This window comes from Micromonospora sp. NPDC000316, from assembly GCF_042898885.1.
Lineage (GTDB): Bacteria > Actinomycetota > Actinomycetes > Mycobacteriales > Micromonosporaceae > Micromonospora.
This window is the reverse complement of record NZ_JBIAZG010000003.1, coordinates 486,251-508,278: the sequence shown is the minus strand read 5'-3', so window position 1 is coordinate 508,278 and position 22,028 is coordinate 486,251. Positions and strand designations below refer to the sequence as shown.

Here is a 22,028-nt window from a genome sequence, read left to right as displayed (position 1 = left end):
GAAATCCTCTCGGTGGGGCGTCACACCGGCGCGGGGTCAGCGCACCGGCCGGGGCGTTGCCGGGTGGTTGCCCGCGTTGACCAGCTCGGCGACCGCCTCGCGGGGGCTCTTCTGGGTGACCAGGCCCTCGCCGACGAGGACCGCGTCGGCGCCGGCGGAGGCGTACCGGATCAGGTCGTGCGGCCCACGGACGCCCGACTCGGCGATCTTGACGACGCTGCTGGGCAGGCCGGGCGCGATCCGCTCGAACACCGACCTGTCGACCTCCAGGGTACGCAGATCGCGGGCATTGACCCCGATCACCTGCGCGCCGGCCTCCAGGGCACGGTCGGCCTCCTCCTCGTCGTGCACCTCGACGAGAGCGGTCATGCCCAGCGACTCGATCCGCTCCAGCAGGCCCGTCAGCACGTTCTGTTCGAGCGCGGCGACGATAAGCAGGACCAGGTCGGCGCCGTGGGCACGCGCCTCGTGCACCTGGTAGCTGGAGACCACGAAGTCCTTGCGCAGCACCGGCACGGTGACCGCGGCCCGGACGGCCGCGAGGTCGTCCAACGAGCCGCCGAACCAGCGCCCCTCGGTCAGCACGCTGATCGCCCGCGCGCCACCGGCCGCGTAGTCGACGGCGAGATCGGCCGGATCGGCGATCTCGGCCAGCCGGCCCTTCGACGGCGAGGAGCGCTTCACCTCCGCGATGACAGCGACGCCGGGCTTACGCAGCGCCGCGTACGCGTCAAGCGGTGGCGGCGCCGCCGCTGCCAGCTCACGGATCCGCTCCAACGGAATCTGCTCCTGGCGGCGGGCGACGTCCTCACGCACGCCAGCCAGAATCTCGTCGAGCACGCTTACGGACGCTGCCTGACCGGCGTCGTCCCCCTCCGCGTGCGCATGCTCAGCAGTCACCATCGGACTCCCCTCTCCGGGTGTCATGGGCCGATGCTAGGGGCAGCCGACCGACGCCGGGAGGCCGGGGGTATGGCGCTGCTCACCAAAAGGGCTGCGGCATAATGGCCGACTTGCCGTGAACGGGATGTCACGCAGCGCCACCTCCGGTATCGACCGCCGTCATCCGACGGGAGCCCGGCGGCCCCGGTCGAACCGGGCCGACCCACCGATCATGCCACTGGTTGCGGATCGACGCCTCTCCACAACGACGTCCGTCGATTCTGTGAGCGAACTCAAGGCCGACCGGCCGGTCCCAGGTCAGGGCAGGGACGAGACAGTTGACAGGGCGGTCACCCCGGCGAAACGTCAGCCGGTCAGCATCGTCCTCGGGCAGACTCGACGACGACCTGCCCGATCGTCGCCAACTCCTCGTGTGAGGTGACCAATGAACATTGCCGAGCCGAACCCGAGCATCGGGCTGACCACCATCTCGCGGACCGTGGCGTCACTTGCCGTCGGGGTGGTGCACACCCTGGAACGGGCCGTCGTCGGCGAGGCCCGCGTGCGCACAGCGCGCGGCAACGCCTGGGAGGCGGTCTGCGCCGACCGCGCCCGCGCCGACAAGCGCGCCGAACTGGACCGGCTGGTGGCCGAACTGGCCGCCGCCCGCGCCGCCGCCCGCCGCCAGCAACAGCGGGAGCACCAGCCGGTCGGCTGACACCCGCCGACCGGCCCGCGACGGCCACACCGGCTGCACATCGAGCCGACGGCCGTCGGGTCAGCCGGCCGTCGGGTCCTCGCCCCGGTCCAGCGCGTCCCACGCCTCGGTGGTCCGCCGCCCGGCCATCGGCCCCTGCGGCGCGACCTCCGCAGGTTCACTCTCCGTAACGGTTCGCGCCGGCCGCTCGTACCTGGCACCCATCGCGGGCCAGGTGCCGCCACGCAGCGCGGTCCAGACACCGCCCACGGCTGCCAGCAGGCCGCCCACCAGGCAGAGCGCCGGCCACTGCCGGCTCACCACACCGCCGATGTCGGCGACAAGCCCATACCCGCCGCCGACCGCCACGGCCAGGCCGAGCACCCCGATCAGCACGCCCACGATCCGGCGCAGCAACCCCCGGGTGGCAAGCACCGCGCCCCCGCCAGCAAGCGCGACCAGGGCCAACGCCGGCAGCCACGGCAACAGGGCCGCCCCACTGCGAACATCCCGCACCGGCGGCAGCGGAGCCGGTCGCACCGTCAACTCCACCGACCAGTTCCGGGTCGCCGCCCAGAGCGCCAGGGCCGCGCCAACCAGGCAGAGCAGCATCGCGTACGTCAACTGACGCCGACCCGACGCAGCCCGACCCCCGGCCTCCAGCCGGTCGCCAACGCTCACCGGACTTGCCTTTCGTTCGCGACTGCGGGGCTCCGCTGCGCTGCACTCCTCGCGCTCACCGGACTTGCCTTTCGTTCGCGACTGCGGGGCTCCGCTGCGCTGCACTCCTCGCGCTCACCGGGCCGGCCGTAGCGTCTCGGCTGCTGCTATCGCCGCCAGCACGGCCGCGGCCTTGTCGCGGGTCTCCTGGTCCTCGGCGGCCGGATCCGAGTCGGCCACCACCCCCGCGCCCGCCTGCACATACGCGCGGCCGTCGCGGATCAGCGCGGTCCGGATGGCGATCGCCATGTCCAGGTCACCGCCGAACCCGAAGTAGCCGACAGTGCCGCCGTAGAGGCCGCGCCGGACCGGCTCCAACTCCTCGATGATCTCCATGGCCCGCACCTTCGGCGCACCGGAGAGCGTGCCGGCCGGGAAGGTCGCGGCGAGCGCGTCGAAAGCTCCCCGATCGTCACGCAGCGTGCCGGTCACTGTCGACACGATGTGCATCACGTGGCTGTACCGCTCGATGGTGGCGAACTCGGGAACCTCCACGCTGCCCGGCTCGCAGACCCGACCCAGGTCGTTGCGGCCCAGGTCGACGAGCATCACGTGCTCGGCCCGTTCCTTCGGGTCGGCGAGCAGTTCGGCGGCGAGCGCCGCGTCGGCGGTCGCGGTGCCGCCACGCGGCCGGGTGCCGGCGATCGGGTGCAGCAACGCCCGCCGTCGCCCGTCCGAGCCGGCGGTGACCTTCAGGTGCGCCTCCGGCGACGAGCCGACGATGTCGAACCCGTCGAAGCGCAGCAGGTACATGTATGGGCTGGGGTTGCTGGTGCGCAGCACCCGGTACACGTCGAGCGGATCGGCGTGGGTCTCCCGCTCGAAGCGCTGGGACAGCACGATCTGGAAGCACTCGCCGGCCCGGATCGCCTCCTTGGCCGCCTCCACCGCCTTCGGATAGCCGCCGTCGGGCGTACGGCACAGGACCTCGCCGGCCGGCGGACGCTCGACCGTGGAGATCATCGGTGGGATGGGTCGGGACAGCGCTGTGGTCATCGCGTCGAGCCGTCCGACCGCGTGGTGGTACGCGGCGGTGACCTGCGCGTCGCGGTCCGGGGTGTCCAGCGGCGGCAGCACCGCGTTGGCGACGAGGATCGCCGAGCCGTCGTAGTGGTCGAGCACCACCAGGTCGGTGGCGAGCATCATGCCCAGCTCCGGCACGCCGAGGTCGTCCTCGGTCAGCTCGGGCAGCCGCTCGATGCGGCGGACGAAGTCGTAGCCGAGGTAGCCGACCATGCCCCCGGTCAGTGGCGGCATCCCGGCGGCCTCGTCGCCGACCGGGCCGGCAAGCGCCGCGACGGTCTCCCGCAGCACCTCCATCGGGTCACCGCCGGTGGGCAGCCCGGCCGGCGGCTGGCCGAGCCAGGTCGCCACGCCGTCGCGCTCGACGAGCGTGGCGCTGCTGCGCACGCCGATGAACGAATACCGCGACCAGGCCATGCCTGCCGAACCGACGCCCTGTTCGGCCGATTCGAGCAGGAACGTGCCGGGCCCGCCGGCCAGCTTGCGGTAGACCCCGACCGGAGTCTCCGCGTCGGCCAGCAGGCGCCGGACGACCGGCACCACCCGCCAGCGTGCCGCCAGCTCGGTGAAGGTGACCGGGTCGGGGCTCACGGCGCCGTCGGTCATGGCTGAGCCTGCCTTTCGTTCGGGACGGCGGGGCCGCCCCGCGCGGTCACCGTGCCTCCGGGCTGGTGACGGGCAGTTCGGTGAAGAAGCAGGTCCGCTGCCCGGTGTGGCAGGCGGCGCCCACCTGCTCCACGCTGACCAGCAGCGCGTCGCCGTCGCAGTCCAGGGCGACCGAGCGGACGTACTGGTGGTGCCCGGAGGTGGCGCCCTTGACCCAGTATTCGCTCCGGCTGCGCGACCAGTAGGTGGCCCGGCCGGTGGTGAGGGTGCGGTGCAGCGCCTCGTCGTCCATCCAGGCGACCATCAACACCTCGCCGGAGTCGTGGGCGCGGACCACGGCGGCGACAAGACCGTCGGCGGTACGGCGAAGTCGTTGCGCGATGGCCGGGTCGAGCTGGGACGGCCGGGCCGGCACGGCAGCCGCCGCGCCGCTCGGATCGCTGGGGACGCCGGTCAGCGGCGCGTCAGGTACGGGCACAGTGACCCATTGTCCCGCACGCGGCGCGGGCACCGGCGACGGCTCCCGCCCGAGGTGGACCGGCCGGGCGAGTTGGGCCACGTAGCGGTCCAGCCGGCCGTCGACAAGGGCGTCCGCCAGATCGGTGCCGGCCGCCTCGGCGATCTCCTCGGCGTACGGCCGGATCAGCGGCAGGATGCCGGCGACCAACCGTACGGCGGCGGCCCAGAGCTGCCCGCCGGCGCCCGGGCGCAGCCCGAGGCAGAGCAGCATGTCCTCCCGGTAACCGGGCGGGGCGACCGGCAGTTCGAGGGCCGCCGCGAACGCCGCCCGGCGGGAGTACACACGCACCGAGGGGTTCGCCGGGCGCAGCACCGACGGGCACAGTCGCGCCAGGTCCGCCACGGCGAGCCGGACGCCGACGCGGTCGTCGGCGGCCCGTGCGGCGGCGGCCTTGCCGAGCATGGCGATCAGCTCCTCCAACCTCGGCGGTTCGGCGGGCTGGCAGAGCACCGGCAGGTCGATCCGGGGCCGCCAGTGCGGGTCGGCCCAGAGCAGCCGGGCCGGCGCGGTGACGGGCAGCCCGAACGCCCAGTCGGCCGGCTCGCCGAGCCGGTGCACCCAGGAGCGGACGTCGCGGGCGGCCACCGAGACGTGGGTGACCCGGCCGGCGGTCTCGGTCAGGTACGCGCGGCGGGCGGCGTACGGTGCGCCCCCGACAAGCACGTCGAGGTCGACGTCACTGTGTGCGGTGGCCGCCCGGCGTGCGTGACTGCCGCGCAGCAGGATGCCGACGACCGGCCGGTCAGCGGCTTGCCTCAGGCGCGCGGCCCAGTCCTCGAGAAACCCGCCGTGCGGTAACGGAGCGTGACCCACCGCGCCATCGTGCCGTACGTCCGTTCGGTGCGCAATGCCCGTTGGCGGACTCGGTGTCCGGTCCGACGCTTACTGCCCGTTCTCATGCTGGATGCGACAGACTGCGTTGCGTGGGCGGCGGTATCTCATCTAGCGTTGAGTTCCTCAGGCGGTGAATTCCCCGGAGGTGCGGAATGGACGACGCGATAGCGGTCCGTGACCTGGTGGTCGACAGGGGTGGCCGGCGGGTGCTGGACGGCATCAGCTGCACCGTCCCGCGCGGCGCCGTCACCGGGCTGCTCGGCCCCAGCGGCAGTGGCAAGACCACGTTCATGCGGGCGGTGGTCGGCGTGCAGACGGTGACCTCCGGGACGGTGACGGTGCTGGGCCGACCGGCGGGCACCCCCGCCCTGCGCCACCAGGTCGGCTACCTGACCCAGGCGCCGAGCGTCTACGCCGACCTGACCGTGCGGGAGAACGCCCGCTACTTCGCGGCCCTGCACGGGCGCGGCCGCGATGCGGCCGACCAGGCGGTCGCCGACGTCGGGCTGGCCGAGGCCGCCGGCCAACTCGTCTCCACCCTTTCCGGCGGCCAGCGCAGCCGGGCCTCCCTGGCCTGCGCGCTTGTCGGCGACCCGGAGTTGGTAGTCCTCGACGAGCCGACAGTCGGTCAGGACCCGGTGCTGCGCGCCGACCTGTGGGCCCGGTTCCACGCCATGGCCGCCGCCGGCACCACCCTGCTGGTGTCCAGCCACGTGATGGACGAGGCGGCGCGCTGCGACCGACTGCTGCTGATCCGCGCGGGGCGGTTGATCGCCGATGACAGCCCGGCCGCGGTCCGCGCGGCCGCCGGGGTGGACGACCTCGACGAGGCGTTCCTGCGGCTGATCCGGGCCGAGGAGGCCCGCGGCGCGGCAGGCGCCACGGACGAGAGCCGGACCGGTCGCACCGGACGGGAGGCATCGTGAACCCCCGCATCCTGGCGGCCACTACCGGCCGCATCCTGCGCCAACTCCGGCACGACAGGCGCACCATCGCGCTGCTCGTGGTGGTCCCGGCCGCCCTGCTCACCCTCGTCTATTTCATGTACGTCGATCAGCCGGCCCCGCCCGGGCAGCCTTCGACGTTCGACCGGGTCGCCCTGGTGATGCTCGGCGTCTTCCCCTTCGTGATCATGTTCCTGGTGACGAGCATCGCCATGCTCCGGGAACGCGCCTCCGGCACCCTGGAGCGGCTGCTCACCACGCCGCTGGGCAAGCTCGACCTGCTCTTCGGCTATGGCATCGCGTTCGGGTTGGCCGCCGCCGTGCAGGCCTCGGTGGCCGCCGGCGTGGCGTACTGGATCTTCGACCTGGAGACGGCCGGCAGCAGCGGTCTGGTGATCGGGATCGCGGTCGTCAACGCCGTGCTCGGCGTCGCCCTCGGGCTGCTCTGCAGCGCCTTCGCCCGCACCGAGTTCCAGGCAGTACAGTTCCTGCCGGTCGTGGTGATCCCCCAACTGCTGCTCTGCGGTCTGTTCGTGGCCCGCGACCAGATGGCCGGCTGGCTCCAGGCGCTCAGTGACGTCTTCCCCCTGTCGTACGCCGTCGAGGCGTTGCAGGAGGTCGGCGCCCACGCCGAACCGACCGGCACGATGTGGCGGGACGTGGCCGTCGTGATCGGCGCGACGGTGCTGGCGCTTGTGCTCGCCGCGACCACCCTGCGCCGGCGCACCGGCTGACCGGCGGCGAACGAAGGACGGCGATGACGCGGCGGACGGGCCGGCGACCCGGCAACCCGGACACCCGGGAGGCGATCCTCGACGCGGCGCGCACGGCGTTCGCCGAGCGCGGCTTCGACGCGGCCTCGATCCGGGGCATCGCCGGCACCGCCGAGGTCGACCCGGCGCTCGTGCACCACTACTTCGGCAGCAAGGACCAGCTCTTCCTGGCCGCGATGAACTTTCCGGTCGACCCCGGGGAGGTGGTGCCGAAGGTGCTCGCGGGCGGCCAGGACCACATCGGCGAGCGGCTGGTCCGCACGTTCGTCGGCGTCTGGGACTCCCCGGCCGGCGCCGCCGGGATCGCGTTGATCCGCTCGGCGGTGAGCAACGAGTGGACCGCGAAGCTGCTGCGCGAGTTCATCACCACGCAGGTGCTGCGCCGGGTGCTCGACCAGCTCGACGTCGACCCGGCCCAACTGCCGCTGCGCGGTTCGCTTGTCGCCACCCAGCTGATCGGCCTGGCCATGATGCGGTACGTGATCCGGCTGGAGCCGGTGGCGTCCGCCGACCCGGAGATGCTGATCGCGGCGGTCGGCCCGACCCTCCAGCGGTACCTGACCGGGCCACTGCCGACCTAGCCGGAGCCGCTGGCCCGGGCGGGGCGGTCAGCGCGGCGGGCGGGCGTCGGCCGGGCGGCGCAGCGTCGGGAGCAACCCGTCCAGCTCGTCCAGGCCGTCCACCGGGCACGGGAAGGCCAGCCGCACACGACGGCGGGCGCCGGGGCGGCCGAGCGCGACCACCAGACCGTACCGATCAATACGCACCACGCGGGGCGGCCCGTCCGGGGCCTGCTCGGTCAACCCGAGCTGCTGACGCAGGTAGTCGGTCATCTGGGCGGCGTCGCGTTCGGCGAGATCGGCCAGGAGCAGCGCCTCCACCGGGTGCACCGGGTCCGGCTCCGCCTCGGCGTACTCCCCCGGGTCGATCCGCTGCACGACCCCGGCCCGCTCCCAGCGGACCTCGGCCACCTCGAAGCGGAACAGCCGGAACCGGGTGCCCACGTCGAGCAGGTCGCCTGTCGGCTCGACCGTCGCGAAGTCGACAGCCGCGGAGCGCGCCTCGTCCCCGCGCAGTTCCACGGCCCAACCGGAGACCCAGGCCCGACCCAGCCCGGGGGCACCTGCCGCCGGCGGCAGATCGAGCACGTCGAGGACGACCGCGACGTCGGTGTTTGCGCCGTGGGGCTGCAACGCGGCGGCGAGGTGGCTGGCAACCGGCACCAGCAGCAGGACGCGCCCGTCGGGGTCGGTCACGTGCCGGGCGTGGTGTGGGCCCGGCCGGTGGGCCAGGTGGATGAGGCCGGGCAGCCAGCCGGCAACCAGGGTACGAACGGTCTCGGCAGGGCTGGGCCGCATGGGCGCCTCCTTCGGTTAGGCTAACCTAACTCGGAGCGTAGAGCACCCGGCCCACCACGTCCACCTGCGGCCCAGGCCCGACCGTTACCGGGTCTGCTCCAGCCAGGAGGCATACAGCAGGCCATAGACCGAATCGGCGTCACGGACCAACTCGTCGTGCGGACCGCGCTGCACGATCCGCCCCCGGTCCACAACGATCACCTCGTCGGCCGCCTGCGCCGTGGAGAGCCGGTGCGCGATCGCGAGGGTCGTACGACCCCGCGTCACCGCCTCCAGGGTGCGTTGCAGCCGCACCTCAGTAGCCGGATCCACCGCGCTTGTCGCCTCGTCCAGCACCAGCAGATCCGGGTCCGCCACGTACGCCCGAGCCAACGCGACCAACTGCCGCTCCCCGACGCTCAGCGCCTCACCGCGCTCACCGACCGGCGTGTCCAGACCGGCCGGCAGGCCGTCCAACCAGTCCGCAAGGCCCAACTCGGTGAAGGCGGTGCTCAACTGCTCGTCGGTCAGGTCCGGCCGGGCGAACCGGACGTTGTCCCCCACCGTCGCGTCGAAGAGGAACCCGTCCTGCGGCACCATCACCACACGGGAACGCAGCGAGTCGAACCGGACATCCGTCAACGGCACCCCGGACAGCAGCACCGCCCCGTCCGACGGGTCCATCAGACGGGTCAGCAACTTGGCGAACGTGGTCTTGCCGCTGCCGGTCTCCCCCACCACCGCCACCCGGCTCTTCGCCGGGATCTCCAAGTCGATGTCGTGCAGCACCGGCGGACCACCCGGGTAGGCGAACCGCACCCCGGCGAACCGGATGTCCAACGGACCACCCGGCAACTCCCGCCCCTGCTCCCCCGGGTCGGCCACGTCCGGCGCGACGTCCAGCACGTCCAACACCCGACGCCAGCCCGCGATCGCGTTCTGCGCCTCGTTCAGCACCTCGGTGGCGATCTGCACCGGCTGGATGAACAGCGTCACCAGGAACAGGAACGCGGTCAGCTGCCCGATCGACAGCGTGCCGTCCACCCCCAGCGTCACCCCGAGCACCACCACGCCGGCAAGCGCCACCCCCGCCGCCAGCTCACCCACCGAACTGCCCACGATGCTGATCCGGATCGCCCGCTGCTGCGCCTGACGCTGACTGTCGATGGCGTCGTCCAACCGCCGCGCCGTGCGCCCCGCGATGCCGTACGCCCGGATCACCGGCGCGCCCACCACACTCTCACCGATCGCGCCCAGCAGCGCGCCGGTGCGCTGACGCACCGTCGCGTACGCCGCGCCGAGCCGGCGCTGCAACTGTCGGATGATGAACACCGCCGGCAGGAACGCCACGAGCACCACAAGCGTCAACTGCCAGGAGTACGCCAACATGACCGCCGTCGTCACCACCAGTTGACCGAGGTTGACGAGCAGGATCACCCCACCCCACTGGAGGAACTGGGTGATCTGGTCGACGTCGCTCGTCACCCGCGACACCAACGAACCACGCCGCTCCGACTGCTGGTGCAACATCGACAGGTCGTGCACATGCCGGAACGCCCGCGTCCGCACGTTCGCCAACGCCGTCTCGCTGACCGTGAACAGCCGGCGCATCATCAGGTAACCGCAGATCGTGGTGACCGTCAGGATCGCCGCGGTGATCGCCACCACCGACCAGACCACGTTCAGGTTCAGACCACCGACGATGCCCTTGTCGATGCCCTGCTGCACCGCCACCGGCACCGCCACCCGGCCCACCATGTAGACCAACGCCAGGGCCAACGTGACAGCCAGCCCCGTCCGCAACTCCGGAGAGAGAGCCAACCCACGCCGAAACGTCTGCCAGGTCGTCTCGGACCTCGCCGCCCGCTCATCAGTCTGCGCGCTCACGGGTTCTGGCCTTTCGTTCGCGACTGCGGGGCTCCGCCGCGCTGCACTCCTCGCGCTCACCGGACTTGCCTTTCGTTCGCGACTGCGGGGCTCCGCTTCGCTGCACTCCTCGCGCTCACCGGACTTGCCTTTCGCTCGCGACTGCGGGGCTCCGCTTCGCTGCACTCCTCGCGCTCACCGGTCCACCTCGATTTCCAGGCCCGACGGCAGCGGCGCCACCTCGTCGTACGCGCGCTCCTGCGCCCGTTCGACCTCCGCCTGTTCGTAGGCGGTGACCAGGTCCGCGTACCCGGGCACAGTCGCCAGCAACTCGGTGTGCGTGCCCCGGGCGATCACCCGGCCGCGCGCCACGTAGATGACCTCGTCGGCCAGCGCGATGGTCGCCCGGCGGTACGCGACGACAAGGATCGACGCGGCAGGCGCTCCCGGCTCGCCCGCCGACGAGCGCAGACCGGCCAGGATGGCCGCCTCCACGCGCGGGTCCACGGCGCTCGTCGCGTCGTCGAGGACCAGCAGACGTGGGCTTCCCGCCAACGCACGGGCCAGGGTGAGCCGCTGCCGCTGCCCACCGGAGAGCGAGGTGCCGCGCTCGCCGACCATGGTGTCCAGTCCGTCGGGCAGCGCCGCGACGAACCCGTCCGCCTCGGCCAGCCGCAGAGCCGCCCAGACCACCTCGTCGTCGATGCCCGGCCGGTCGAGGGCGATGTTGGCCCGGACGGTGTCGTCGAAGATGAACGGCACCTGCGCGACAAGGGCGACAGTGCCCGCCAGCGAGGCGGCCGTCAGGTCCCGCACGTCCACGCCGTCCAACTCGACGACGCCGGCGTCCGGGTCGACAAGGCGCACCGCAAGCGAGGCGATTGTGGACTTACCGGCGCCGGTCGGCCCGACCAGGGCGACAGTGCGGCCGGCCGGCACTGTGAAACCAACATCGCCGAGCACCTTCGCGCCGGTCTGGTGCGCCTCCGCCGGGGGGTACGAGAAGTGCACGTTCGTGAAGGTGAGCGTGGCCGGGCCGGAGATGGCCGGATCGAGCACGCGGGACCCGTACGGCATCTCGCCTGTCGCGTCGAGCACCCGGCGGACCCGGTCCCAGCCGGCGACGCTGCGCGGCAGCTCGGCCAGCACCCAGCCGATGGCCCGCACCGGGAAGGCCAGCACTGTGAAGAGGAAGGCCACGCTTACCAGCTCGGTCACGCTGATCGCGCCCTGCCGCAGCCGGAACGCCCCGACCACGAGCACCGCCAGGGTGCCGAGGCTGGGCAGCGTCTCCAGCAGCGGGTCGAAGACGCCGCGCAGCCGGCCGACCGCGATCAGCGCGTCCCGCAGCTCGCGGGCACGACCGGCGAACCGGGCGGTCTCCTGCGCCTCGCGGCCCATCGTCTTGACCACGAGCGCGCCGTCGAAGCTCTCGTGGGCGATCTCGCTGACCTCGGCGCGCAGCCGCTGCGCCCGGGCCTGTCGGGGCGCCATCCGGCGGGAGTAGACCACGTTGAGCGCGAACAGCGCCGGAAACACCGCGAGGCCGACAAGGGCCAGCGCCCAGTCGGTGGCGAACAGCGAGGCGATCGCGCCGACAAGCATCACCACAGTGCCGACCGCGAAGGGCAGCGGCGCGATCGGATACCAGGCTGCCTCTACGTCGGAGTTGGCGTTGGAGAGCAGCGTGCCGGTGGCGTTGCGGTGGTGCCAGGACAGCGGCAGGTCCAGGTAGCGGCGGGTGACCCGGCGTCGGTAGGCGGCCTGGAGGCGGTACTGCATGTAGCCGGCGCCGAGCCGGCGGCCGAAGATCCCCACCACCCGCAGCACGCTGATCCCGAACAGCGCGACCGCTGCCAACGCGAGGGTGCCGGTGGCCACCTGGCCGCTGGCGATGGCAGGCACCACCACGTCACCGACGACCCCGCCCACCACGTACGCGCTGGCGATGACCATCCCGCCGAACAACACGCTGCCGACCACGGCCACCGCGAATATCCGTGGCTGTTCCCGGATCGCCTGCCGGAGGACTCCCAGCCCTCGGCCGAGCACGTCCCGACTTGTCCCGCTCGCCACGCTATCCCCCGCCGTAAGCCACAATTATCTCCCTCATCCTTACTGGTCTCTGCCAACACGACGACCCGGACTCGATATGTCGACGGTCACGTACCGGACGGGGCGACAACCGGGAATATGTCCGACGCGCGGCGCGGGGCATCCGGGCCTACGATCGGGCCATGCCGCGGTACGCCCGAGCCGAGCGCGAGTCGCTGGCCGATCTCCTCCTGGCCCTCGGGCCGGACGCCCCGACGATAAACGAGGGCTGGGCGACCCGTGACCTCGCCGCGCACCTGGTGCTGCGTGAACGCCGACCGGATGCGGCCGGCGGGATCCTGCTGGCGCCGCTGCGCGCGTACGCCGAAAGGGTCCGCCGCCGGATCGCGGCCCGGCCCTACCCGGAGTTGGTGGCGCAGGTGCGCCGGCCGCCGGTGTGGAGCCCGGTCAGCAACCCGTTGACCGACGAGCTGGTCAACACGGTGGAGTTCTTCATCCACCACGAGGACGTGCGGCGGGCCGCGTCGGGGTGGCAGCCGCGCGAGTTGCCGCGTGGCCTACAGGCCAGCCTCTGGAAGCGGGCCGCCCCACTGGCCCGGATGGCGCTGCGCCGCTTTCCTGCCGACCTGTACGTCCAGGCACCGGGTTACGGCGAGATCTCCGTCGGCCGTGGCGGCGAGCCGCTGCGGTTGGTCGGCGCCCCGGCCGAGCTGACTCTGTTCCTCTCCGGGCGGCAGCGGGTGGCCCGGGTTCAGCTGGACGGTCCGGCGGCGTCCGCGCGGCAACTGCGTGACGCCAGTCTGGGTATGTGACCGTCTGTACCGAATCGGTCGCGGATCTTCCACGGTATTGCGCGCTTCAAACGATGCGGAACGATGCCTCCTCCCGTACGCTTCACCGCGCCGTTCCGCGCCGGGGCGGCATGGAGTGGGGGCGGAGCATGCGCAGTTTCGCGATTTCGGCGCTACGGGAACCTTCCTTTGTGGGAGGGCGCCATCAAGCCACGGATCGGGTGGCGAACGAGAGCGTCGAATGGGCGCGCACGTTCGGGCTGGTCGATTCCGGACATCGAGTTCATAGATTGCAACGGGCGGATGCCGCCGGCCTGGCCGGCCGGGCCTGCCCAGACGGGCCAGTGGAGGGAGTACGACTACTCACTGACTTGATTTCCTGGCTCTTCGTCATGGACGACGCCTGCGACGAGGACGGCCTCGGGACCGACCCGGGCCGGTTGGCGCCGGCGATCGCGGCTCTCCTCGACGTGCTGGACCGGTGCGGTGATCCGGCCGCACCACCGCCGACCGAGGCCGGCCCGCTGGGTGCCGCGCTGCACGATCTGTGCCGTCGGACCCGGGCGCAGGGCCGCTCGGCGCTGCTGCTGCGGTTCATCAGCCAATTACGCGAGTATCTGCTGGCGCTGCTCTGGGAGGCGGCCAACCGGGAACGCCAGAGAGTCCCCGGGGTCACGGAGTACGTCCAACTGCGGCGGCACATCGGCGGCGTCCACCCCTGCCTGACCCTTACCGACCTGGCGTCGGGACGGCCACCGGGGCCGACGCGGCGCGCCGACCCGGCGTTGACGGCCCTGGATCTGCTGGCGGTCGACCTGATCTGCTGGTGCAACGACGTCTTCTCCTACGGCAAGGAGAGTCGTTCCGACCCGGACGCGCACAACCTGGTGACGGTCATCGCCCAGGAGAGCGGCCTGGACGAGGCGGATGCGCTGCGGGCGGCCGCGGACCGCTTCAACCGGGGGTTGGCGGCGTACCTGGACGCCGAGGAGGCGCTGCTGGCCAGCGGTGACGACGGGCTGCACGAGCCGCTCGCGTCCCGACGCAACTGGGTGCGTGCCACCTACGACTGGTCGATAATGGCTGCCCGATACGCCTGAATCATCGGTTCCGGATAGCGGGACGGGCGCCTGCGTGATCTCCAGGGCTAGCCGATGCACGGTGCCAGGCAATACTCTTCGGTAACCGTTTTGACGTGACAACCGTCACGCCACCACCCCCGAAGGCGGCTACAGCGATGGCTCTCGATGTACCGTACCGCTCCATCCCGGACATGTTTCTCAAGCGCGTGGCGGCGACCCCCGACCAGCACGCCTTCGCGTCACCCTTACCCGACGATTCGGGCCCCAACTGGCTGACCTGGGAACAGGTCGGTCAGCGCGCCAAGGCGGTCGCCGCCGGCCTGCACACGCTCGGCGTCGGCCAGGAGGATCCGGTCGCCATCCTCGCCAGCACCCGGCTGGACTGGGTGGTCGCCGACCTCGGCATCATGTGTGCCGGCGGGGCGACCACCACCGTCTATCCGACCACCGAGCCGGGGGACGCGACGTTCATCATCGCGGACTCCGGCTCGCGGGTGCTGTTCGCGGAGAACCCCGCCCAGGCCGCGAAGATCGCGGGAGCGGCCCTGCCGGCGCTGACACACGTGGTGCTCTTCGACGGTGCCGTCGACCCCGCCGCGGCGGTGCCCCAGCTCACGCTCGCCGAGCTGGAGGAGCGGGGGGCCGCCGCGCTGGCCGCCGAGCCGGATCTGATCGACATGCTCGTGGCCGGCATCGGCCCGGAGCACCTGGCCACACTGATCTACACCTCCGGCACGACAGGTCAGCCCAAGGGCGTCGAGCTGCTGCACGGCGGCTGGTGCTGGGAGGCGGTGGCGCAGGCCGAGGTCGGGCTGCTGCGCGACGACGACCTGCAATACCTGTGGCTGCCGTTGGCCCACTCGTTCGGCAAGACGCTGCTCTGCGGCGCCATCCACGTCGGGCTGCCGACCTACGTCGACGGTCGGGTGGAGAAGCTTGTCGACCTGTTGTCGGTAATCCGTCCGACGCTTATGTGCGGCGCTCCCCGGGTGTTCGAGAAGGTCTACAACCGGGCCGTGACCACCGCGCAGGGCGCCGGCGGCGCGAAGGCGAAAATCTTCGCCTGGGGCGTCCGGGTCGGCAAGGAGAAGGTGGCCCTGGAGCAGGCCGGCAAGCCGGTGCCCGGCGGGCTCAAGCTGCGCTACGGGCTGGCCGAGAAGCTCGTGTTCAGCAAGCTCCAGGCCCGCCTCGGCGGCCGGATGCGGGTGCTGGTCTCGGGTGCCGCTCCGCTCAGCCCGGAGATCGCCACCTTCTTCGCCGCCGCGAACCTGCCGATCTCCGAGGGCTACGGCCTCACCGAGACCAGCGCCGGCAACTTCGTCAACCCGCCGTCGGGGCTGCGGATCGGCACTGTCGGCCGGGCGATGGGCGACCTGGAGTGCCGGATCGACACCGACGGCGAGATCCTGGTGCGTGGCCGGCCGGTGATGCGCGGCTACCACAACCTGCCGGAGGAGACCGCCGCCGCGTTCACCGAGGACGGCTTCTTCCGTACCGGCGACATCGGCACCCTCGACGAGCAGGGCTACCTGCGGATCACCGACCGCAAGAAGGACCTGGTCAAGACCTCGGGCGGCAAGTACATCGCGCCGTCGCACATCGAGGGCATGTTCAAGGCGATCTGCCCGTACACCTCGCAGGCGGTCGTCGTCGGTCAGGCCCGCAACTTCTGCACGATGCTCGTCACGCTGGACCCGGACGCGATCCAGGGTTGGGTCGCCGGCGGGCCGCTGGAGGGGCGCAGCTACACCGAGATCGTGACCTCTCAGGAGGCACAGACGATGGTCGAGGAGTACGTCGCCCAGCTCAACGCCAAGCTCAACCGCTGGGAGACCATCAAGAAGGTGGCGATCCTGCCGCGCGACCTGACCATCGAGGACGGCGAGATCACCCCGTCGCTGAAGATCAAGCGGCGTGGGGTGGAGAGCAACTTCTCCGCCGAGATCGACAAGATGTACTCCGGCACCCTCGCCGAGCTCTGAGTCGACCGCCGGTGGCTCGGCACCGCTCGGGTGCGGAGCCACCGGCGACTCAGCCGGCACGGGCGATGGGTCGGGGCTCCGGCGGTGGTCGGGGCTCCGGGCTCGTCGGGGCTCAGGGCTCGTCGGGGCTCAGGCGATGGCGGGCTCAGGCGATGACGGAGGGCTCCCGCCACCGCTGCCGGCCGGTGCGGTCCAGGTCGTAGCGGACCGTGGCGATCCGCCCCACGGCCTCGACCAGGTCGGTGGCCGGCAGTGTGAACGGCAGCCGCAGGAAACGCTCCAGGGTGCCGTCCAGACCGAACCGGGGGCCGGGCGCCAGGCGGACTCCGACCTCCTCGGCGGCCCGGGCCAGCGCGCTGGAGACCGGGCCGTCCAGCTCGGCCCAGAGCGTGACACCGCCGCGCGGGACGCTCACCCGCCAGTCCGGCAGCCGGTGCGCCAGCGCGCCGAGCAGCGCGTCGCGTTGGGCGGCGAGCTGCACCCGGCGGTCCGCGACGATCGCCTCCGCGTCGGCGAGCAGGTGCACCGCGACCAGTTGGTCGAGCACCGGGCTGGACATGTCCACGCCGACCCGTACGGCGGCAAGCCGTTGCACCTGCGGCGCGGAGGCGCGGACCCAGCCGATCCGCAGGCCACCCCAGTACGGCTTGCTCATCCCGCCGATGCTCACCACCCGGGAGTGCCTGTCGAACGCGGCCATCGGCGGCGGCAACTCGGTGCCGTCCAGTGGCAGGTCCACGAAGGACTCGTCGACGATCAGGTCGGTGCCGACGGCGTGGGCGGCGGCCACCACACGCTCACGCAGCGTGGACGGCATCAGATGCCCTGTCGGGTTCTGGAACTCCGGGATCAGGTAGGCCAGCTTGGGCCGCGTCTGCCGCAGGCTGCCCAGCAGCAGGTCGGGCTCCCAGCCGCCGGCGTCGACGGACAGCCCGTGAGTGGTGATCCGGGCCCGCCTACCGGCCAGGGCGGCGAGCGCGTTGGGGTAGGTCGGTGACTCGACGAGCACGCTCCCGCCGGGGGGCAGGGCGAGCCGCAGCACCAGGTCCAGGGCGTGCTGGGTGCCGCTGGTGACCATGATCTGGTCGGCCGAGGTGGGCAGACCCCGGACGGTGTAGCCGTCGGCGATCGCCTCGCGCAGCTCGATGATGCCGGTCGGGTGGTAGCCGGCCCCACCCAGATAGCGGGGCAGGTCCTCGGTGGCGGCCCGGGCCGCGCCGAGCAGTTGCGGCGGGGCGGCCAGCGCGGCGACACCGAGGTCGATCATCTCCCGGTCGTCCAGCGGGGTCCAGAGCCCGGTGCTGGCCACCCGGTGGTTGGCGGGCAGCATCGTCCAGCTGCCGGCGCCCCGACGGCTGGCGAGGTGCCCGGTCTCGCGCAGCTCCCGGTACGCGGCGGTGACAGTGGTACGGCTGATCCGCAGCGCCTCGGCCAGCTCCCGTTCGGCGGGGAGGCGGACGCCAAGCGGCAGCCGGGCGTCGGCGAGCAGTCCACGCACCGCGCCGGCCAGGGCGGCGTAGTCGGGGCTGCGGCGACGACCCGGCAGGGCGTGCCACTGACCGAGCAGGCGGGCCAATTGGACGCCTCGCACCTGACCTGCCATAGCCACTCCTCGGATATTGGCCTCTTCCGCCGGGAGGATTGGCCCCTAGGGTGGCATGCATGGCACTGATTGGCAATCTGCGGCATCGGCCGGTCCGGCGGCTCAGCCAGCTCTACGTCGGGCTCGTCCTCTACGGGGTCAGCATGGCCCTGATGATCCGCTCCGACCTGGGCCTCAACCCGTGGGACGTGTTCCACCAGGGGTTGTCCGAGCTGACCACGCTCTCCTTCGGCACCGTCACCATTCTCGTCGGCGTCCTGGTGCTGCTGCTCTGGATCCCGCTGCGGCAGCGGCCCGGCCTGGGCACGGTCAGCAACGTGCTCGTGATCGGTCTGGTCGTGGATGCCACTCTGGCCCTGCTGCCCGGCGGTGGACCGCTCGCCGTGCGGATCGCGATGCTGATCACCGGGATCGTCGGCAACGGCGCCGCGACCGCTCTCTACCTCGGCGCCCACCTGGGCCCCGGCCCGCGCGACGGGCTGATGACGGGCTTCGTGGCCCGCCGGCCTCGCTGGTCGGTCCGGCTGGTGCGCACCGCCATCGAGATCACTGTGCTCGCGCTGGGTTGGCTGCTCGGCGGCACTGTGGGCCTGGGCACCCTCGCCTACGCGCTGGCCATCGGCCCGTTGACGCAACTGTTCATCCCGCTTGTCGCGGTGCCCACACCGGGCACCGCCACAGCCCGCCCGACGGACGCCACTCCCACACCGGCAGCCGCCGTAGACCGCCCGACGGACGCCACTCCCACACCGGCAGCCGCCGCAGACCGCCCGACAGACGCCACTCCCCCGCCCGCCGCCGCAGACCGCTCGACAGACGCCGCTCCCGCGCCGGGCGGGCAGCGCGTCGGGCCGTCCGCGACGGAAGGTGTCGAGCCGGTGGCGCCGGCCGGCTGAGTTCTCACCGACGGTCCCCGGCTCGGCACGCCGCGGGGTGTAATAGGGCACGTTCGAGGGTGGGTGTTCCCTTCCGCGACGCTCGCCGTCATCATCTCTGCATGGGGGACAACGGTTGGCGTTGGACGGACGCCTGGATCTTCGTGTCGCTGGTGATCGCGAGCGGGGCCGGGCGGCACCGGCGGTCCGCGACCAGCCGACGTCCGGAGGGCGTTCGTCTGACCGATGTGCTGTCCACAGCCGATCACCTCAACCACGCGATTCCGCAGCGGCACGAGGTGGAGGCCGCCGTCCAGCGGTTGGTCGGTGCCGGGCTTGTCACCGTCGCCGACGGCTGGTTCCGGATCACCGCCGAGGGCGAGCAACTCTGGCGTACGCGGCCGCGCGCCGGGGTGGCGACAATGGTGGACACGGTGCAGGGCGTGCTGAGCCGCCGCCGTGAGCCTGGTCGCGCCGACTGGATCCTCGACGAGGAAGATCACGCCGCGGCCGTGCAGGAATACGCAGTCCGTTCGATTCCCACGCCCCGCAGGTCGCCGGAGGGGCACCCCGGCGGGCACTGAGCGGGGCTCAGCGCACCGGGTGACCGCTGCGGCGTAGTGCGTCCTTGACCTCGGCCACTGTCAGCTCACCGAAGTGGAAGACGCTTGCGGCGAGCACCGCGTCCGCGCCGGCCCCGATCGCCGGCGGGAAGTGCCCCACCTCGCCGGCGCCGCCACTGGCCACCACCGGCACGTCCACCACGGCGCGTACCGCGCCGATAAGTTCCAGGTCGAAGCCCGCCTTGGTGCCGTCGGCGTCCATCGAGTTGAGCAGGATCTCCCCCGCGCCAAGCTCGGCGCCCTGCCGCGCCCACTGGACCGCGTCGATGCCCGTGCCGCGCCGGCCGCCGTGCGTGGTGACCTCGAAGCCGCTGGGCGTGCCGCCGGCCGGCGCGCGGCGGACGTCGAGGGAGAGCACAAGCACCTGCCTGCCGAACCGGTCGGCGATCTCGGCGATCAGCTCCGGTCGGGCGATGGCGGCCGTGTTCACGCCGACCTTGTCGGCGCCCGCGCGCAGCAGCGTGTCGACGTCGGCGACCTGCCGGACCCCACCGCCGACGGTCAGCGGGATGAATACCGACTCGGCGGTGCGGCGCACCACGTCGAGCATGGTGCCCCGGTCGCTGGACGACGCCGTGACGTCGAGGAAGGTCAGCTCGTCGGCGCCGGCCCGGTCATAGGCAGCGGCCAGCTCGACCGGGTCGCCGGCGTCGCGCAGGTCGAGGAAGTTGACCCCCTTGACCACCCGTCCCGCGTCCACGTCCAGGCAGGGGATCACGCGCACCGCCACCGTCATGCCGCGAGCCTATCCTCCGCGCACGCGGCGGTGACCGGCGTGTGAGGCCGGCCACCGCCGCGCGGCGGGTGGGGTTCACACCCGGACGAGCATCTTGCCGAGGTTTTCGCCGCGCAGCAGGCCGAGGAACGCCGCCGGGGCGTTCTCGATGCCGTCCACGATCGTCTCGTCGTAGGACAGCGTGCCCTCGCGCAGCCAGCCGGCGACGTCACGGACGAAGGCCGTCCGCAGGTGGTTGTGATCGTTGACCAGGAAGCCGCGCAGGGTGAGCCGCTTGCCGATGACAAGTGCCAGGTTGCGCGGCGCGGCCGGCGGCTCGGTGTCGTTGTACTGCGCGATCATGCCGCAGATGGCGGCCCGGCCGTGCAGGTTCAGGGCCGAGATCGCCGCCTCCAGGTGGTCGCCACCGACGTTGTCGAAGTAGACGTCGATGCCGTCCGGCGCGGCCACCCGCAGCGAGTCACGGACCGGCCCGTCGTGGTAGTCGAACGCGGCGTCGAAGCCCAGCGCCCGCAGCCGTTCGACCTTGGCCGGCGAGCCGGCGCTGCCGATCACCCGGCCGGCGCCCTTGAGCTTGGCGATCTGACCGACGAGGCTGCCCACCGAGCCGGCCGCGGCGGAGACGAATACCGTGTCGCCGGGCTTCATCGCGGCCACCTCCAGCAGCCCGGCGTACGCCGTCAGACCGGGCATGCCCAGCACGCCGAGGTAGGTGCTGACCGGGGCGATGCTCGCGTCGACAGTGCGGGCGGCGGTGGCGTCGAGCAGCGCGTACTCCCGCCAGCCCAGCCCGTGCTGGACGGTGTCGCCGACGGCGACGTCCGCCGCCTCACTGGCGACCACCTCGCCGATCGCGGCCCCGTCGAGGGGCGCGTCGAGGGCGAACGGCGGCACGTACGACTTGACGTCGTTCATCCGCCCGCGCATGTACGGGTCGACGGACATGAACTGGTTGCGGACCACGATCTGGCCCGGGCCGGGCGTCGGCACGTCGGTCTCGACGAGCCGGAAGGTGTCCTCGGTCGGCCAGCCGTGCGGGCGGCTGGCCAGGTGGATCTCGCGGTTGCTGGTCACAGGGTGGATGTCCTCTCGTCCACGGTGGGGTGCCTGGCGGGCGGCGTCAGGCGGGCAGGGTCTCGCGGACGGTCAGCTTGACGTCGATGTTGCCGCGGGTGGCGTTGGAGTAGGGGCAGACCTGGTGGGCCTGCTCGACGATCTGCTCGGCGGTCTCGCGGGACACCGCGGGCAGGTCGACGACGAGCTGCACGGTGAGCCCGAAGCCACCGCTGCCGTTCGGGCCGATGCCGACCTCGGCGGCGACGACGGAGCCTGTCACGTCGGCCTTGGCCCGGCGGGCCACCACACGCAGGGCGCTGTGGAAGCAGGCTGCGTAGCCGGCGGCGAAGAGCTGCTCGGGGTTGGCGGCGCCACCGGCTCCGCCCATCTCCTTCGGCACGGCCAGGTCGAGCGCGAGGGTGCCGTCGGAGGTCTCGACGTGGCCGTCCCGGCCGTCGCCGCTGGCCGTCGCGGATGCGGTGTAGAGAACCTGCATGAGGGTCACTGCTCCTTCTGTCGGTGGATGGTGTCGGTGATCCTGGTGAGGGTGTTGCGCAGCGCGACAAGCTCATCGCGGCCCAGCCCGGTGGCCTGCGCGACCCGCCCCGGGACGTCGCGGACCTGCTCCCGCAGCGCCCGGCCCGCCTCGGTGAGGCCCACCTCGACCCGCCGCTCGTCGCGTGCCGAGCGCCGCCGCACCACCAGACCTGCCGCCTCCAACCGCTTGAGCAGCGGGGAGAGCGTGCCGGAGTCGAGCCGCAGCTCGGCGCCCAGCTCGGAGACCGTGGGGGCGTCGTCGGGGTGTTCCCAGAGCACCAGCAGCACCAGGTACTGCGGGTAGGTCAGCCCGAACTCGTCAAGCATCGGCCGGTAGACGTCGGTGAGGGCGCGCGACGCGGCATAGAGCGCGAAGCACGCCTGCCGGCGCAGCACCAGATCATCGGTCACCACCAAACCGTAGCCCCCAATTGAATTGTGCACAACTTGTCGGGCCGCGAGGTGGCGGGCGCCCCGCCGGGCCGA

General features: G+C 72.2%; 20 protein-coding genes and 2 pseudogenes. 9 read left to right on the top strand and 13 right to left on the bottom strand.

Translation table 11 applies throughout. The features are described 5' to 3' along the window. Nucleotides 1-36: 36 nt before the first annotated feature. Nucleotides 37-840, bottom strand: a complete 804-nt coding sequence (gene trpC / locus ACFY2Q_RS10610) for an indole-3-glycerol phosphate synthase TrpC (RefSeq protein ID WP_387129144.1) — start codon at nucleotides 838-840, stop codon at nucleotides 37-39. Nucleotides 841-1,327: 487 nt separating this feature from the next. On the opposite strand from trpC, the gene ACFY2Q_RS10605 reads away from it, so the two are divergent. After that, a complete protein-coding gene (locus ACFY2Q_RS10605; RefSeq protein WP_387129040.1) occupies nucleotides 1,328-1,600 on the top strand; it encodes a hypothetical protein in 273 nt (90 codons plus the stop codon). Between the two features lie 60 nt (nucleotides 1,601-1,660). Here the strand turns inward: ACFY2Q_RS10605 and ACFY2Q_RS10600 are convergent, their stop codons facing one another. The 4 genes and pseudogenes from ACFY2Q_RS10600 to ACFY2Q_RS10585 all read right to left on the bottom strand — a co-directional run. Beyond that, the gene (locus ACFY2Q_RS10600; RefSeq protein ID WP_387129039.1) at nucleotides 1,661-2,260 is read right to left on the bottom strand and encodes a Trp biosynthesis-associated membrane protein; all 600 of its coding nucleotides are present in this window, start codon (nucleotides 2,258-2,260) and stop codon (nucleotides 1,661-1,663) included. 114 nt (nucleotides 2,261-2,374) lie between these two features. After that, nucleotides 2,375-3,928, bottom strand: a complete 1,554-nt coding sequence (locus ACFY2Q_RS10595) for an anthranilate synthase component I (protein ID WP_387129037.1) — start codon at nucleotides 3,926-3,928, stop codon at nucleotides 2,375-2,377. 46 nt (nucleotides 3,929-3,974) lie between these two features. Beyond that, entirely contained in the window at nucleotides 3,975-4,406 is a 432-nt protein-coding gene (gene hisI, locus ACFY2Q_RS10590) for a phosphoribosyl-AMP cyclohydrolase (protein WP_387129142.1), read from the bottom strand. A gap of 168 nt (nucleotides 4,407-4,574) precedes the next feature. Continuing rightward, nucleotides 4,575-4,898 (bottom strand): annotated as a pseudogene (locus ACFY2Q_RS10585) (phosphoribosyl-AMP cyclohydrolase); the annotation flags it as partial. A 536-nt stretch (nucleotides 4,899-5,434) separates the two neighbouring features. Between ACFY2Q_RS10585 and ACFY2Q_RS10580 the strand changes: the two are divergent. The 3 genes from ACFY2Q_RS10580 to ACFY2Q_RS10570 are packed head-to-tail and all read left to right on the top strand — an operon-like array spanning nucleotide 5,435 to nucleotide 7,580. Further along, on the top strand, nucleotides 5,435-6,208 hold the full coding sequence (locus tag ACFY2Q_RS10580) for an ABC transporter ATP-binding protein (protein WP_387129036.1): 774 nt from the start codon (nucleotides 5,435-5,437) through the stop codon (nucleotides 6,206-6,208). Continuing rightward, nucleotides 6,205-6,960: an ABC transporter permease gene (locus ACFY2Q_RS10575; protein ID WP_387129035.1), complete on the top strand. Its 756-nt coding sequence runs from the start codon at nucleotides 6,205-6,207 to the stop codon at nucleotides 6,958-6,960. Before ACFY2Q_RS10580 ends, ACFY2Q_RS10575 begins: the two co-directional genes overlap by 4 nt. 23 nt (nucleotides 6,961-6,983) lie before the next feature. Beyond that, on the top strand, nucleotides 6,984-7,580 hold the full coding sequence (locus tag ACFY2Q_RS10570) for a TetR family transcriptional regulator (protein ID WP_387129033.1): 597 nt from the start codon (nucleotides 6,984-6,986) through the stop codon (nucleotides 7,578-7,580). 27 nt (nucleotides 7,581-7,607) lie between these two features. On the opposite strand, the gene ACFY2Q_RS10565 is transcribed toward ACFY2Q_RS10570, so the two are convergent. From ACFY2Q_RS10565 to ACFY2Q_RS10555, 3 genes are all read right to left on the bottom strand, one after another. Then, nucleotides 7,608-8,357 carry a DUF2470 domain-containing protein gene (locus ACFY2Q_RS10565; protein ID WP_387129032.1) on the bottom strand — a complete coding sequence of 250 codons (750 nt, stop codon included), beginning with the start codon at nucleotides 8,355-8,357 and terminating at the stop codon, nucleotides 7,608-7,610. 84 nt (nucleotides 8,358-8,441) lie between these two features. Continuing rightward, nucleotides 8,442-10,223 (bottom strand): ABC transporter ATP-binding protein, encoded by a 1,782-nt coding sequence (locus ACFY2Q_RS10560; protein WP_387129030.1) that lies wholly within the window; start codon nucleotides 10,221-10,223, stop codon nucleotides 8,442-8,444. 174 nt (nucleotides 10,224-10,397) lie between these two features. Continuing rightward, entirely contained in the window at nucleotides 10,398-12,278 is a 1,881-nt protein-coding gene (locus tag ACFY2Q_RS10555) for an ABC transporter ATP-binding protein (protein WP_387129028.1), read from the bottom strand. A gap of 161 nt (nucleotides 12,279-12,439) precedes the next feature. Here ACFY2Q_RS10555 and ACFY2Q_RS10550 point away from each other — a divergent pair, with 161 nt between their 5' ends. The 3 genes from ACFY2Q_RS10550 to ACFY2Q_RS10540 all read left to right on the top strand — a co-directional run bounded on the left by ACFY2Q_RS10550 (nucleotide 12,440) and on the right by ACFY2Q_RS10540 (nucleotide 16,112). After that, nucleotides 12,440-13,069: a TIGR03085 family metal-binding protein gene (locus tag ACFY2Q_RS10550; RefSeq protein WP_387129026.1), complete on the top strand. Its 630-nt coding sequence runs from the start codon at nucleotides 12,440-12,442 to the stop codon at nucleotides 13,067-13,069. A 53-nt stretch (nucleotides 13,070-13,122) separates the two neighbouring features. Beyond that, nucleotides 13,123-14,148, top strand: coding sequence for a terpene synthase (locus tag ACFY2Q_RS10545; protein WP_387129024.1), 1,026 nt, complete (start codon nucleotides 13,123-13,125; stop codon nucleotides 14,146-14,148). A gap of 137 nt (nucleotides 14,149-14,285) precedes the next feature. Further along, nucleotides 14,286-16,112 carry an AMP-dependent synthetase/ligase gene (locus ACFY2Q_RS10540; RefSeq protein WP_387129023.1) on the top strand — a complete coding sequence of 609 codons (1,827 nt, stop codon included), beginning with the start codon at nucleotides 14,286-14,288 and terminating at the stop codon, nucleotides 16,110-16,112. Between the two features lie 145 nt (nucleotides 16,113-16,257). Here the strand turns inward: ACFY2Q_RS10540 and ACFY2Q_RS10535 are convergent, their stop codons facing one another. Next, nucleotides 16,258-17,715 carry a PLP-dependent aminotransferase family protein gene (locus ACFY2Q_RS10535; protein WP_387129022.1) on the bottom strand — a complete coding sequence of 486 codons (1,458 nt, stop codon included), beginning with the start codon at nucleotides 17,713-17,715 and terminating at the stop codon, nucleotides 16,258-16,260. 59 nt (nucleotides 17,716-17,774) lie between these two features. Between ACFY2Q_RS10535 and ACFY2Q_RS10530 the strand changes: the two are divergent. Both ACFY2Q_RS10530 and ACFY2Q_RS10525 read left to right on the top strand, forming a co-directional pair. Continuing rightward, nucleotides 17,775-18,428: pseudogene (locus tag ACFY2Q_RS10530) on the top strand (YitT family protein); the annotation flags it as partial. A gap of 284 nt (nucleotides 18,429-18,712) precedes the next feature. Beyond that, complete coding sequence (locus ACFY2Q_RS10525; protein ID WP_387129021.1) at nucleotides 18,713-19,174, top strand: hypothetical protein; 462 nt, start codon at nucleotides 18,713-18,715, stop codon at nucleotides 19,172-19,174. A 7-nt stretch (nucleotides 19,175-19,181) separates the two neighbouring features. On the opposite strand, the gene hisF is transcribed toward ACFY2Q_RS10525, so the two are convergent. The 4 genes from hisF to ACFY2Q_RS10505 all read right to left on the bottom strand — a co-directional run bounded on the left by hisF (nucleotide 19,182) and on the right by ACFY2Q_RS10505 (nucleotide 21,953). Then, nucleotides 19,182-19,949: an imidazole glycerol phosphate synthase subunit HisF gene (gene hisF, locus ACFY2Q_RS10520; protein WP_387129020.1), complete on the bottom strand. Its 768-nt coding sequence runs from the start codon at nucleotides 19,947-19,949 to the stop codon at nucleotides 19,182-19,184. Between the two features lie 75 nt (nucleotides 19,950-20,024). Beyond that, nucleotides 20,025-21,023 carry an NADP-dependent oxidoreductase gene (locus ACFY2Q_RS10515; RefSeq protein WP_387129019.1) on the bottom strand — a complete coding sequence of 333 codons (999 nt, stop codon included), beginning with the start codon at nucleotides 21,021-21,023 and terminating at the stop codon, nucleotides 20,025-20,027. Between the two features lie 46 nt (nucleotides 21,024-21,069). Then, a complete protein-coding gene (locus tag ACFY2Q_RS10510) occupies nucleotides 21,070-21,501 on the bottom strand; it encodes an organic hydroperoxide resistance protein (RefSeq protein WP_387129017.1) in 432 nt (143 codons plus the stop codon). 5 nt (nucleotides 21,502-21,506) lie between these two features. Beyond that, nucleotides 21,507-21,953: a MarR family winged helix-turn-helix transcriptional regulator gene (locus ACFY2Q_RS10505; RefSeq protein WP_387129016.1), complete on the bottom strand. Its 447-nt coding sequence runs from the start codon at nucleotides 21,951-21,953 to the stop codon at nucleotides 21,507-21,509. Nucleotides 21,954-22,028: the final 75 nt, after the last annotated feature.